Genomic DNA, 13025 nt, shown 5'->3' on the forward strand with positions numbered 1-13025 from the left:
CCCCGATCGAGAGAGCCTGGGTACCACGATGTCCACAGATGTCAGTGCGCGTTTCCGGGATGCCATGGCCGGTGTGTGCAGCCCGGTCGTCGTCGTGACCTCGCGCGACGGCGACCGGCCGCACGGCACCACGGTCTCGGCGTTCATGTCCCTGTCGATGACGCCGCCGATGATCGCGGTCGCCCTCGACGAGGGCTCCGACCTGCTGGCCGTCGTGCGCGCGCACCGCCGCTTCGCGATCAATATCCTGTCGGCCCTGCAGGGCGATCTGGCGCTCACCTTCGCCCGCAAGGGCGCGGCCAAGTTCGAGGGCGTCGCCTGGGCCGACGAGGCGGGCGTGCCGGTGATCGAGGACGTCGCCGGCTGGGTCACCTGCGAGGTGGCCGACCTGATCCGCGGCGGCGACCACACCGTGGTCTTCGGCACTGTCACCGACGTGGACACCGCCGCCCGCGCACCACTGACCTATCACGCACGTACCTTCGGCACCCACCTGCCGCATCCGCCGTCTGGAGAGAAACGATGACCCACCCCGCCGTGTCCCGTCCGGTGACCGCCACCGGAGGCACGGTCCGCGATGCCGCCGCCGTGATCGCGGCCGGCGGCATGGCCGTGGTGCTCGACGACACCGCGCGCGAGAACGAAGCCGACCTGATCATGGCGGCCGAATCCGCCACCGTCGACGCGGTCGCCTTCTTCGTCGAGCACACCTCCGGGTTGCTGTGCGTCCCGATGCCGCGCGAGCACGCCGACCGGCTCGGGCTGCCGCCGATGGTGGACGACAACACCGACGTGCATCAGACCGCGTTCCTCCGCAGCGTCGACCTGCGCGGGGCCGGCACCGGGATCAGCGCGATCGACCGGTCGGCGACCATCCGGGCGCTCGCCGACGCCCGCAGCACGCCGGCGGACTTCACCTCGCCGGGTCACACCTTTCCGCTCGCCGAGCACCGCCGGGGTCTGGCCGCGCGTGCCGGACACACCGAGGCCGGGGTGGCGCTGTGCCGGATCGCCGGATGCACCCCGGTCGCGCTCATCTGTGAGCTGGTCTCCGCGGATCGACGGGACATGCTGCGCGGCGAGGACGCGCATCGCTTCGCCGCGCGGCACGGCCTGCCGGTGATCACGGTGGGCCAACTGGAGGAGTTCCAGCGGCTGCGCCCGACCGGAAACGCCCCGGTGCCGACGGCCGCCGGACGGGCCCACGCCTACGCCTACGCCAGCGGCGGCGTGGAGCATCTCGCGATGGTCTACGGCGACATCGCCGGACGCGCGGACGTTCTGGTGCGCATCCACAGCGAATGCCTGACCGGCGACCTGTTCGCGTCCCGCCGGTGCGACTGCGGGGAACAGCTCGAGGTCTCCGTCGCCGCGATGGTGGCCGCGGGCGGCGGCGTGGTGGTGTATTTGACCGGCCACGAGGGCCGGGGGATCGGTCTCGGCCGCAAACTGCTGGCCTACCGTCGGCAGGCGGAGGGGCTGGACACGGTGGACGCCAACACCTCGGTCGGCGCGCCGGTCGACGCGCGCGACTACGCGGTGGCCGGCCAGATCCTGGCGCACCTCGGCGTCGAACAGGCGGCTCTGCTGACCAACAACCCGGACAAGGTCCGGCGACTGGAGGATCAGGGCATTCCGGTGTCCCGCCGGGTTCCGCTGGAGACGGTGCCGACGCTGGAGAACATCCGGTATCTGCGCACCAAACGGGATCGACTGGGTCATCTGCTCGCCGATCTCCCCGAGGAGACGCAGGCGCTGGGCTGACGATTCCGTTACCGGCCGGGACGGTGACGGCGCCCGAGCGCCCGCGCGGCCATATCGGCCGCGTGAGCGCCCCGGGCGCCGCTGTCATGCGTCCTGGGTCGCCGCCGCCCACGGGGGAGTGCCGACGCCGGTCATCCGGACGGTGCCCCACTGGGTGATCTCGGTGAGTTTCGCGGGCACCGGCTCGCCCCCGGCGGCCGCGACCGACGCCCGCGACTTGCCGTCGCTCTTGTGCGCGTGCGCGCGCTCGCCGTACAGCGTGCCGGCCCAGTGGAAGTGGCCGTCGCTGCCGTCGAGATGGCCGCGTGCGCGCAGCCGCGCGGTGAACTCCTCGCCGCCCACGGTCACCACGACGTCCTCGTCGAACACCTCGGTCTCGACGGTCTCCTCCGAATCCCAGTCGTAGTGGACGGGATCGAAGTGTGCGAGGGGGTCGGTGCGCCGGCGGCGCTGCCACCAGCGCGGCTTCTGCTGCTCGAGTGCCGTCCCGCTCTGCACGGGCGGGCGGACCCGGACTCCGTGCGCGGCCGTGAGCTGGGCCTCGGTGAGGGCCGCGATCACATAGTCGACGCTCTCGTCGCGGACGAAGAAGGTATCCGGGGCCAGCGTCGAGGCCACGGTCAGGTGATTCGGGTCCGGCGCCGGCGCATCGGTCACGACCAGGTCGGCGGCCTCGGCGTCGCCGGTCAGCCGGAAGTCCAGCGGCGAGGCGGCGAGGTGGCGGCGGACCTCGGCGATCGCCGGTGACGTCCCGGTGAGGGCGATGACGGTCATCGGAGGAACCCCGCGCGCTTCCACATGGTCCGGCTGAACCGGTTCATCAGTCCGGCCTGCTCGAGGAAGGCCGCGAGCGACGCGAACGACGTCACCTGGGAGTCGTGGAAGTTCGGGTTCGCGCGGGCCACCCGTGCGATCTCCTTGGGGTTGTCGAAGCCCGCTCGCCGGTACATCTCCGGGTTGGTGAACAGGTGCCGGAAGATCGGCGCGGCGAGGCCGTGCACGCTCGACGCGAGGAGCGTGTCGAACCGCGACCGGATCGGGATACGCCGCATCACGCCGTCGCGGGCGAAACCGATGTGCCGCGACTCCTCGGTCACGTGGATCTGCATCACGCGCGAGACCATCGGCTGCAATTCCGGGTCGTCCTTGATCTCACGCTGCAGGGCGTCGAACAGTTCCTCGCCGACCAGCGTGATCACCCACAGGGCGGTGCCGCGCATGACGACCGGGATCAGATGCATCACGGTCCGCTGCCAGCGGCGCAACGCGTACGCGCGGGTGCCGGTGGTCTCGATCGCGCGCCCGAACATCGTCATGTGGCGGCACTCGTCGCCCATCTCGGTGAGCGAGTAGTGCGTGGTCGCGGCGGCCGGATCCTCCTTCATCAGGCTGATCAGCAGGGCGCGGTTGAGCAGGTTCTCGAACCAGATGCCCACCGACATGATGTTCGCCATCTCCTGGCGGGACATCTCGATGCGCTGCTCCGGCGTCATCGCGTCCCACACCTCGGTCCCGTAGAGGCTCATCACCCGGGGTGGGAGGAAGTACTTGCCCGGAACGAACGGGGCCTCCCAGTCGATGTCGACGACGGGATCGTACGAGCGGCTCGACGAGCCTTTCAGCAGGCGGCGGGCGACACCGTCGCGCGCGGCCTGGATCTGCGCGCCGGTCGGGACGGATTCGACTTCGGTGGTGGTCATGTCGGAGATTCCTTCTGGTAGCGACGACGTCGATACTGACAATAACCATTGTAACCATTACTCAATGACATGATGTGCGGTGGGACACACCCCCGGCCCGCTGGGCCGGTCGGTCCGAACTCGCTGGGCATTGCCCACGTACTCGGTGGGGGCGGGACTCCCGTCGAGGAGAGTCGTGCGGGTGAAGGCGGCGCGGAGGGTTGCGCCCGGGTCAGTGGTGGTCGCGCAGGACCGCGTAGAGCTCGGCGAGGTCGTCGAGGGCCTCGGCGAGCTGGGTGGCGCCGACACCGGAGGCGCGCAAGGCCGCCCGCAGGGCGGTCGCGTCGAGTTCGGTGAGGGCGTCGGCGCGCGGGACCGTCGGGATGGCGGGCAGGGGAGCGTGGTCGCCGTAGAACACGGTGGTCTCGGCGTCGCGGGTCCTGAGCTCGCTCGCCGGAGCGTGCGACGACGCGTCGTCGAAGGGCGACCGGCCCGGGGTGGTCTCGACGTCATCCGGTGAGTCCGTCGCGGCCGAGTCGGAGCGGTCCTGGGCGAGGGCCAGCAGATCGGGGAGGTCGGTGCCCATCACCCGCAGCAGGATGGCCGGCTGCCGGTCGATCCGGTCGGCGACCTCGAAGGCGGTCGCCAGCACATGGATGCAGCGCGGGGCATCGTCCGGGCAGGTACAGGCCGAGGCGACGTCCGCCGACTCGGTCGGCGCGATCAGCTCGCGCAGGGCCTCGGGCTGTTCACCGCGGGCCAAGGCCAGCAGCGCCTCGATCTGCCCGGCCCGGCGCAGCAGCGACACCACGGTCGCCGGGTCGACGGTGCGGGTGGTCAGCACCACCTCGAACGGATCGAGCTGGCTGCCGCGCACCGCCGCAGTGATCCGGCCGGGCGATATGTCCAGCCCGTCGACGTGGTGATCGCGGAAGTAGCGGCGCGCACCGGTCACGTGCCGGTGATCGGCGCCGGACTCGACGACCTCCGCGAACGACCGGCCCCACGCCGTGATGCCGTAGCCGCGGACCGGTCCGCGGGCCCGTTTACGCTGTGCCATCACTCGCCCACCGCCTCGGCGCGCAGGGCCAGCAGGTCGAACAGGGCGTCGTCGCCCAGGTCGCCCAGCCAGGTCTCCCCGGTACTCACCGTCAGTGACGACAGCTCGCGCTTGGCCGCGATCAACTCGTCGATCCGCTCCTCGAGCGTGCCGACGCAGACGAACTTGCGAACCTGCACCGCGCGGGTCTGGCCGATCCGGTAGGCGCGGTCGGTCGCCTGCTCCTCGACCGCCGGATTCCACCAGCGATCGGCGTGGATCACGTGATTGGCGGCCACCAGATTCAGTCCGGTGCCGCCGGCCTTGAGGGTGGCGATCAGCACCGGCGGGCCGTCGTCGGCGCCGAAACCGGTGACCAGGGCATCGCGCTCGGCGCGCGGCAGGCCGCCGTGCAGCACCGGGACGTCCCGGCCGAGGATCGGGGCGAGCCATTCGCTGAGCAGTTCGGCGAAGGCGGCGAACTGGGTGAAGATCAGTGCGCGGTCGCCCTCGTCGACCAGGGTGGTGGTGATGTCGGTGAGCAGTTCCACCTTGCCCGAGCGGTGCTTGCCGCGGCGCAGCATCGGCGAGCCGTCGCCGAGGTAGTGCGCCGGGTGATTGCAGACCTGTTTGAGCCTGGTCAGCGCCGCGAGCACGGTGCGGCGGCGCACCATCCCGGGCCGGCGTTCGGAGAGCGCGTCGTGCAGATCGTCGAGGATCGCCTGATAGAGCCCGGCCTGCTCGGAGGTCAGATTGGTGCGCACGGTCAGCTCGGACTTCTCCGGCAGGTCGGCGGCGACGGCCGGATCGGTCTTGAGCCGGCGGAGCACGAACGGCCGGGTCAGCGCGTTCAGCCGGGCCAGTGCCTCCGGGTCGCGGTCGCGTTCGATGGGTTCGGCGAAGCGGGCCCGGAACGACGACGCCGACCCGAGGAGCCCGGGGTTCACCAGATCGATCACCGCGCGGAGGTCTTCGAGCCGGTTCTCCACCGGGGTGCCGGTGAGCGCGATACGACGCCGGACCGGTAGCGCGCGAAGGGCCTTCGCGGCCGCCGTCCGGACGTTCTTGACGTGCTGGGCCTCGTCGACCACCAGCAGATCCCAGTCGAGCGCCGTCATCGCCGCCCGGTCCCGGGTGAGGGTGGCGAAGGTGGTGACCACCACGTCCGGGGCGGCGGCGGGCAATCGGGCGGTGTCGCGGCCGGGCCCGTGATGGATCACGACCCGCAGTCCGGGGGCGAACCGTTCGAGCTCGCGCTGCCAGTTCCCGATCACCGACATCGGGCACACCACGAGGGCGGGCGGCGACGTTTCGACGAGCTCGACGGGCGGGGTGGATGACACCGCGGCCCGGCGGCTCGTGATCAGGGCGATCACCTGCACCGTCTTGCCGAGCCCCATGTCGTCGGCGAGCACGCCGCCCGCGCCGATCCGGCTCAGGGCGTGCAACCAGTCCAGCCCGCGCCGCTGATACGGCCGCAAGGTGGCGGTCAGTGTCTCGGGTGGAGTCACCGGCTCGGGCGTGAGCGCGCCGCCGGCGGCAATGTCGTCGAGCCAGCCGAGACCTTCGACGGAGGACACCGGCACCGGGAGGCGGTCGTCGGTGGAGGTGACCAGGCCCATCAGCTCGGTCAGTCCGAGCGGCGCGGTACCGCGGACGGCGTTCCGCGCGGTCAGGAAGGCCGCCGCCCGGCTCAGCGCGGCACCCTCGGCGCGGACCCACCGGCCGCGCACCCGCACCAGGTCGCCGTGCTGGCGGGCGAGCTCGTTCAGGTCGTCCTGACTCAGTGCCGCGCTGCCGTCGCCGAGCGCGAGTCGCCACTCGAAATCGGCGATCTGGTCGAGTCCGACCAGGCCGGGGCGCACCCCGCCGCCGGGCACCGCGCCGCCGCGCAGCGCGATCGTCGGGCTGACGACGGCGACGGTGCGGGGGAGGAGGACGCTGATCCCGGCCTCGCCGATCGCCGCCGCCCCGCCGGTGAAGAAGGCCGCCACCTGGTCGGTGGTGAGCAGGAAGTCGAGGGTGTGCGGATCGGTCTCGGCGCGGGACAGTTCGCCGTAGGCGGCGACCGCGGTCGCGAGTTCGGTGGTCAGCGCGTCGAGGTCGTGCGCACCCAGCCGGTGCGGTACCACCGGATCCACCTCGCCGGTGGGCAGCCGGCGGCACACCTGCAGCCGCCAGCGGTCCGGGCTCGCCGCCGCGAGCGGGAGGCCGAGGTCGTCATCGGGTTCTTCGGGCTCGTGCAGGCGCAGCACCAGCGAGGGCCCGTCCGGGCGGCCGGTGCCGAGCCAGCTCTGCCAGGCGGCCGCCGCCGTCGCCGCGCCGTGCGGCGGCACCGGCGCGGACACCGGGGCGGTGAGGTCGTCGATCACCCCGATCCGGGATCGGCCGTGTTCGGCGGCCAGCGTGCGGCGGCATTCGGCGTCGACCACCTCGTCGACGAAGTCGATCAGCCCATCGGTGCCGCCGCCGGACATCAGCGCCGGCGGCGCACTCGCGGTGATCACCGTCTGCCAGCCCTGCCACGCCGGAACCGGCAGCGGCCGCCAGGCCAGCACCTGCTCGTCGCCGGCGGCCGCGACGCCGGGCGCCACCGCTCCGGCGTCCCGCAGCGCCCGCGCGCCGGCGAGCAGATACCGATAGAACGCCAGGTCGCCGCCGACGTCGAGGTAGGCGCATCGGTCGAGCAACTCGATGGCGGTCGGCACGCCGAGCGCCACTGCGCGCCGCAGCGTGCGTGCGCCGCCGGGGCCGGTGTGATCGACGGTGTGCCGAAGCCGCCGCCGGGCCAGCAGATCGTGCACGGATTCGGGGAGATCGACGATCTCGCCGAGCGGCCGCGAGTCGTCCGCGGCGACCGGCTCGGGCACGTCCGGCCACAGGGTCAGCCCCAGTCCCGGGCGCCACAGCGCCCGCAGGCCCAGCCGGCGGTGTGCGGCGCGAGGGCCGTCGTCCACGGCCTACTCGCCGGCCGAGCTGCCGTTCAGCGAGCTCTTGACGTCGTTGAGGACCAGCCAGGCGGCGGCGAGGCCGGACGAGGCGTACCAGACCTGGTCGTCGACCCAGAGCACACGCGACCAGCTCGGGGCGCCCATCTCCTGCCACCGGTCGCTCTGCAGGACCTTGGTGCCGCGCTCGAGACCCTTCGGGCCGTCCGCACTCACATAGATGAGGTCGGCGTCGGCGTCGGTGAAGTTGGCATCGGTCACGGTCACCGGATCGGGACCGCGCTGCGGTGCGGGCCGCTGCACGCCGATCTGGGCCAGGATCTGGGCGGCGAAGTTGCCGGTGCCCTCCAGAAGCTCGGCGTCCGGGGTGAACCGGACCAGCGACACCTGGCTGTGCGCGGCGTCCTGCACCCGGCCGACACGAGTCGCCTCGGTGTCGAACTCGTCGAGGCGATCCGCGCCGGCCCGCGACCGGCCGAGAGCGCCGGCCACCGCGGTGAAGACGCTCCGCCAATCACCGGGGGCGATGGTCACCACCCGCGCGGCGCCGAGGGCGCCGGTCGCGCGCATCGCCTCCACGTCCGACGTGGTCGACGCGGTGGTCAGCACCAACTGCGGGGCGGCGGTCGCCACCGCGTCCCGCGACGGGCGGTCGCCGATGGTGGGGACGGCGCCCAGCGCCGGGCCGAGGTAGGCGGGAACGGACCCGGCGCCGGCGGTCACCGCGCGGACCTTGGGGCCGATGCCGAGCGCGCAGACCGCGTCGAGCAGTGCCGGGTCGGTGACGACGATCCGGGAGACGTCGCTGTGGCCGGGATCGGCGGCGGTCGGCGCCAGGCAGGTCTGCGCGAAGTCGCGGCCGGCGTTGACGATGTTGACGCGCGCGATCCGGGTGGTGACCGTCGAGATCTCCTTGCCGTCCGGGGTGCGGAGCGTGTCGTCCTCGTTGCCGCAGGCGGTCAGCCCGGCGGCGAGAGCGACGGTGACGGCCGCGGCGACGATCCGGCGGCGCGCCGGAGAGATCGGGAAGTCAGTGAACACGGGCCTACGCTAGCAGAACGACCCCCCGGCTCCAGGCCCCGCGCGTCCCGCCCGCGCCGGTCGCGACCTGCGGAAACCCGGGTCGGAGAGAATCGAATACGACAGATCGTAGGACCCGCGCGGTGGGCGGCCCCACTCTGGTTTACGATCGGTGTACAGCGTTGGCGTCGTACGGCGTCGCCGTGCGCTGCGAATGGCGAGAGTCCAGGTGCCCCGGCGGCACCCAGGAGGAGGATCTGTGACCGCGCTAGACCAGCCGACGACCGAGGTGACACCGGTTCGTCCGTACCCGGAGCGCTACCAGAAAAAGGGTGCGTTCTTTTACAAGATGATCACCACGACCGATCACAAGCTGATCGGTCAGATGTACATGGTGGCGTCGTTCGCGTTCTTCCTGGTGGGCGGTCTGATGGCCCTCCTGATGCGCGCCGAGCTCGCTCACCCCGGCCTGCAGTTCCTCTCGAACGAGCAGTTCAACCAGCTCTTCACCATGCACGGCACCGTGATGCTGCTGATGTTCGCGACGCCGATCGTCATCGGTTTCGCGAACTTCGTGCTGCCGCTTCAGATCGGCGCCCCCGACGTCGCGTTCCCGCGCCTGAACTCGATGGGCTTCTGGCTCTTCCTGTTCGGCAACCTGGTGGCGCTCGGCGGGTTCCTCACCCCGGGTGGCGCGGCCGACTTCGGCTGGACCGCTTACACCCCGCTGACCGACGCCGTGCACGCGCCGGGCATCGGCGCCGACCTGTGGATCATGGGTCTGGGCGTCGCCGGCCTGGGCACCATCCTCGGCGCCGTCAACATGATCACCACCGTGGTGTGCCTGCGCGCGCCCGGCATGACCATGTTCCGTATGCCGATCTTCACCTGGAACATCCTGGTCACCAGCGTCCTGATCCTGCTGATCTTCCCGCTGCTCACCGCGGCTCTGCTGGCGCTGGAGGTGGACCGCCAGTTCGGCGCCCACATCTACGACCCGGCCAACGGCGGCGTGATCCTGTGGCAGCACCTGTTCTGGTTCTTCGGCCACCCCGAGGTCTACATCATCGCGCTGCCGTTCTTCGGCATCGTCTCCGAGGTCTTCCCGGTGTTCGCCCGCAAGCCGCTGTTCGGCTACTCGGGCCTGGTCTACGCCACCCTGGCGATCGCTGCCCTGTCGGTGGCCGTCTGGGCGCACCACATGTACGTCACCGGCGCCGTCCTGCTGCCGTTCTTCTCGTTCATGACCTTCCTCATCGCGGTCCCGACCGGTGTGAAGTTCTTCAACTGGATCGGCACCATGTGGAAGGGGCGGATGACCTTCGAGACGCCGATGCTCTTCGCGATCGGCTTCATCGTGACTTTCCTCTTCGGTGGCCTCACCGGAGTTCTGCTCGCCAGCCCCCCGCTGGACTTCCACGTTTCGGACACCTACTTCGTGGTCGCGCACTTCCACTACGTGCTCTTCGGCACCATCGTGTTCGCGACTCTGTCGGGCATCTACTTCTGGTTCCCGAAGATGACCGGCCGCATGCTCGACGAGACGCTCGGCAAGTGGCACTTCTGGCTGACCTTCATCGGCTTCCACACCACCTTCCTGGTGCAGCACTGGCTGGGTAACGAGGGCATGCCGCGCCGCTACGCCGACTACCTCCCGAGCGACGGCTTCACCACGCTCAACATGGTGTCGACGCTGGGTGCGTTCATCCTGGGTATCTCGATGTTCCCGTTCCTGTGGAACGTGTTCAAGAGCTACCGCTACGGCGAGGTCGTCACGGTCGACGATCCGTGGGGCTTCGGCAACTCGCTCGAGTGGGCCACCAGCTGCCCGCCGCCGCGGCACAACTTCACCGAGCTGCCGCGTATCCGCTCCGAGCGTCCGGCGTTCGAGCTGCACTACCCGCACATGGTCGAGCGCATGCGCGCCGAGGCCCACGTCGGCTGGGGCAGCGACAAGCACCAGCCCGACGCGCACTGAGCGGTCCGCCGCACCGCACGACAACGACCAGGTCCGCCCGAATCCTCCTCGGGCGGACCTGGTCTTTTCGTCTCCGTGGTCTCGCTCACGTGCGGTGAGCCCGATGCGGACCCGCCGGCGCGCAGGGCCCATAATTGCGGGGTGGAGAATGCGACGCCGGGGCAGCCGGTCCTCATCACCGTCAGCGGTCCGGACAAGCCCGGCGTCACGTCGTCGTTGATGACGGTGCTCGCCGGGTGCGGGGTGGACCTGCTCGACGTCGAGCAGGTGGTGATCCACGAGCACCTGACCCTCGGGGTGCTGGTCTCGGTGACCGGATCGTCCGACGAGCTGAAGGACTCCGTCACCGCCTGCATGTCGGCGCGGGACATGGACGTCGTCTTCTCCGACGACGAGGACGATTCGCCGCACGCGGCCTCGACGCACGCCGTGGTGATCCTCGGCAGTCCCGTGTCGGCGGAGGCGTTCGCGGCGGTGGCGACCGAGCTGGCCGGACAGGGTGCCAACATCGATTCGATCCGCGGCATCGCGGACTACCCGCTGACCGGTCTGGAATTGATGGTCACCGCTGGAAAGGGCGACGCCTCGGGCGCGGCGCTGAAGCAGCGGCTCGGCGCGGTCGCCGCCCGCTACCCGATCGACCTGTCCGTCGAGCGCAGCGGCCTGGCGCGCCGGGCCAAGCGGGTGATCGTGTTCGACGTCGACTCCACCCTGATTCAGGGCGAGGTGATCGAGATGCTCGCCGCCGAGGCCGGCCGGGAGGCGGAGGTCGCCGCGGTCACCGAGGCCGCCATGCGCGGTGAGCTCGACTTCGCGCAGTCGCTGCATCAGCGGGTCAAGGCCCTCGAAGGTCTCGACGCGAGTGTGATCGACCGGGTCGCGGAGTCGATCGAACTGACCCCGGGCGCCCGGACGACGATCCGCACCCTGCACCGGCTCGGCTACCACTGTGGCGTGGTGTCCGGCGGATTCCGCCAGGTGATCGAGCCGCTCGCGAGTGAACTCCGCCTGGACTTCGTTCGCGCGAACACCCTGGAGATCGTCGACGGCAAGCTCACCGGCAAGGTGATCGGCGAGGTGGTCGACCGCGCGGGCAAGGCGCGCGCACTGGCGGCCTTCGCCGCCGAGCGCGGGGTGCCGATGGAGCAGACGGTGGCCGTCGGCGACGGCGCCAACGACATCGACATGCTGTCGGCCGCCGGCCTGGGCATCGCGTTCAACGCCAAGCCGGCCCTCCGCGAGGTCGCCGATGCGACCCTCGATCACCCGTTCCTGGATGCGGTGCTCTACATGCTCGGCGTGACCCGCGACGAGGTGGAGGCCGCCGACGCGGTCGACGGCGTGGTTCGGCGGGTACCGCTCGACGCCTGAGCCGGGTCGGCCGCCCTCAGCGGTGGGCGTCCACCGCGACGGGTGGGAGCCCCTGCCAGCCGCGCAGCACCTGCGGGTCCTGCAACTCCATCCACTCGATGACGTCGGAGTAGGTGGCGCAGATCGTCTCCGGCCGGCCGCAGGTCTCGCGCATGAAGTCGGCGGTGGCCGGGTTGAAGGCGTTCCCGCTCCACTGGTTGAAGTGGTTGGCGATCACCAGCGGGGCACGGTTCCCGTCGAACGCGCGCCGGTACATGTACTCGTAGCTTTCGCGCACGATGCGGCGGATCCTGGGGGCATCCTTCGGACGGTTCCGCGCCCCGTTGTACGTGTACCAGTAGTTGAAGTCGAGTGCGGTCTGGCGCCGTTTGAGGGCGGGGGAGTACACGTAGGGGATCGGGAACTCCCAGATGCCGCGGGTCTTCTCCGGCCAGAAGATGCCCGGCTGCCGGGCCGCCATCGACGAATCCCAGATCATGCCGTGCGCGATCAGCGCCGGGAACAGCGCCTCCTGGCTGCCCTCCAGACACTGGGTGCGTCCGCCCTTGACGACGTCCGGGCCGAAGGCGAGGTCGGGGCCGGTGGTGATCCCAGTGTTCTTGCGCCAGTTCACCATCAGCGAGAAGAACTGGTCGAGTTCGTGATTCCAGTCGGCGGTGGTCCACTGCGCGCCGGGGTAGGAGGTACCCCGGCAGAAATGCCCGACGAAGTGCGTGCCCATCTCGTGGCCGGCGTACCAGGTCTTGTTCAGATACTCGATCTCTTCGATCACCTCGGCCTTGGAGCCGCCGAAATTGATGGCCGACTCGCCGGGCCGGTGGCCCGGGCCCTGATATTTCTTGCGGGCGGCGTCGGTGAGGAAGTAGAGCCCGGTCATCAGCGCGGAGAACCGCGCGTCCGTCGCCTTCGCGGTGTCGAGGAACAGATTCCAGTTGGGGCCGACGCCGACGCCGTCGAACGAGAACAGGACGAACTGGGGCGGCCGCTGGCCCGGGGCCAGTCTGGTCATCGGCACATTGGAGCCGAGCCGCACCGGCCCGGAAGGGGCGGCCCGGGCGGTCGACGGTACCGGTACGGCCCGCCCGCCCGTCTCCGGCGTGCACCCCGCGATCCCGGCGGCGAGCACGACGCTCATCGCGAGCGCCGCTGTCCGGGCGAATCGTCGGCGCCGGACCGGTCCCCCCGCCATGGCACTCCTGTCAGAAAGTCCGATTTTCACCGGATAG

The 13025-nt window shown here is 70.8% G+C and carries 10 protein-coding genes; 4 read left to right on the forward strand and 6 right to left on the reverse strand.

What is annotated here, in order from left to right; genetic code table 11:
• The first annotated feature begins 28 nt into the window (after positions 1-28).
• Positions 29-526: a flavin reductase family protein gene (locus ACSEEN_RS11010; RefSeq protein WP_440713181.1), complete on the forward strand. Its 498-nt coding sequence runs from the start codon at positions 29-31 to the stop codon at positions 524-526.
• Positions 523-1764 (forward strand): 3,4-dihydroxy-2-butanone-4-phosphate synthase, encoded by a 1242-nt coding sequence (ribB, locus tag ACSEEN_RS11015; protein WP_440713182.1) that lies wholly within the window; start codon positions 523-525, stop codon positions 1762-1764. The genes ACSEEN_RS11010 and ribB overlap by 4 nt, the downstream gene beginning before the upstream one ends.
• Positions 1765-1848: 84 nt before the next feature.
• On the opposite strand, the gene ACSEEN_RS11020 is transcribed toward ribB, so the two are convergent.
• The 5 genes from ACSEEN_RS11020 to ACSEEN_RS11040 all read right to left on the reverse strand — a co-directional run bounded on the left by ACSEEN_RS11020 (position 1849) and on the right by ACSEEN_RS11040 (position 8471).
• Positions 1849-2538 (reverse strand): DUF4873 domain-containing protein, encoded by a 690-nt coding sequence (locus ACSEEN_RS11020; protein WP_440713183.1) that lies wholly within the window; start codon positions 2536-2538, stop codon positions 1849-1851.
• The gene (locus ACSEEN_RS11025) at positions 2535-3464 is read right to left on the reverse strand and encodes an AurF N-oxygenase family protein (protein WP_440713184.1); all 930 of its coding nucleotides are present in this window, start codon (positions 3462-3464) and stop codon (positions 2535-2537) included. Before ACSEEN_RS11025 ends, ACSEEN_RS11020 begins: the two co-directional genes overlap by 4 nt.
• 211 nt (positions 3465-3675) lie before the next feature.
• Positions 3676-4503 carry an SWIM zinc finger family protein gene (locus ACSEEN_RS11030; protein ID WP_440713185.1) on the reverse strand — a complete coding sequence of 276 codons (828 nt, stop codon included), beginning with the start codon at positions 4501-4503 and terminating at the stop codon, positions 3676-3678.
• Positions 4503-7439 (reverse strand): DEAD/DEAH box helicase, encoded by a 2937-nt coding sequence (locus ACSEEN_RS11035; protein WP_440713186.1) that lies wholly within the window; start codon positions 7437-7439, stop codon positions 4503-4505. Before ACSEEN_RS11035 ends, ACSEEN_RS11030 begins: the two co-directional genes overlap by 1 nt.
• Positions 7440-7442: 3 nt before the next feature.
• Entirely contained in the window at positions 7443-8471 is a 1029-nt protein-coding gene (locus ACSEEN_RS11040) for a TroA family protein (RefSeq protein WP_371306881.1), read from the reverse strand.
• A gap of 238 nt (positions 8472-8709) precedes the next feature.
• On the opposite strand from ACSEEN_RS11040, the gene ctaD reads away from it, so the two are divergent.
• Both ctaD and serB read left to right on the forward strand, forming a co-directional pair.
• Positions 8710-10428: an aa3-type cytochrome oxidase subunit I gene (gene ctaD / locus ACSEEN_RS11045; RefSeq protein WP_247864450.1), complete on the forward strand. Its 1719-nt coding sequence runs from the start codon at positions 8710-8712 to the stop codon at positions 10426-10428.
• A 141-nt stretch (positions 10429-10569) separates the two neighbouring features.
• Positions 10570-11799, forward strand: a complete 1230-nt coding sequence (gene serB / locus ACSEEN_RS11050; protein ID WP_298446712.1) for a phosphoserine phosphatase SerB — start codon at positions 10570-10572, stop codon at positions 11797-11799.
• Between the two features lie 16 nt (positions 11800-11815).
• On the opposite strand, the gene ACSEEN_RS11055 is transcribed toward serB, so the two are convergent.
• Positions 11816-12988, reverse strand: a complete 1173-nt coding sequence (locus ACSEEN_RS11055) for a polysaccharide deacetylase family protein (protein WP_298446713.1) — start codon at positions 12986-12988, stop codon at positions 11816-11818.
• Positions 12989-13025: the final 37 nt, after the last annotated feature.

The organism is Gordonia marina (assembly GCF_052036135.1).
Classification (GTDB): domain Bacteria; phylum Actinomycetota; class Actinomycetes; order Mycobacteriales; family Mycobacteriaceae; genus Gordonia.

Coding starts and splice junctions, on each gene's coding strand:
- ACSEEN_RS11020 (WP_440713183.1), bottom strand. CDS start 2,538: ATGACCGTCATCGCCCTCACCGGGACGTCACCGGCGATCGCCGAGGTC.
- ACSEEN_RS11010 (WP_440713181.1), top strand. CDS start 29: ATGTCCACAGATGTCAGTGCGCGTTTCCGGGATGCCATGGCCGGTGTG.
- ACSEEN_RS11055 (WP_298446713.1), bottom strand. CDS start 12,988: ATGGCGGGGGGACCGGTCCGGCGCCGACGATTCGCCCGGACAGCGGCG.
- ACSEEN_RS11030 (WP_440713185.1), bottom strand. CDS start 4,503: ATGGCACAGCGTAAACGGGCCCGCGGACCGGTCCGCGGCTACGGCATC.
- ribB (WP_440713182.1), top strand. CDS start 523: ATGACCCACCCCGCCGTGTCCCGTCCGGTGACCGCCACCGGAGGCACG.
- ACSEEN_RS11025 (WP_440713184.1), bottom strand. CDS start 3,464: ATGACCACCACCGAAGTCGAATCCGTCCCGACCGGCGCGCAGATCCAG.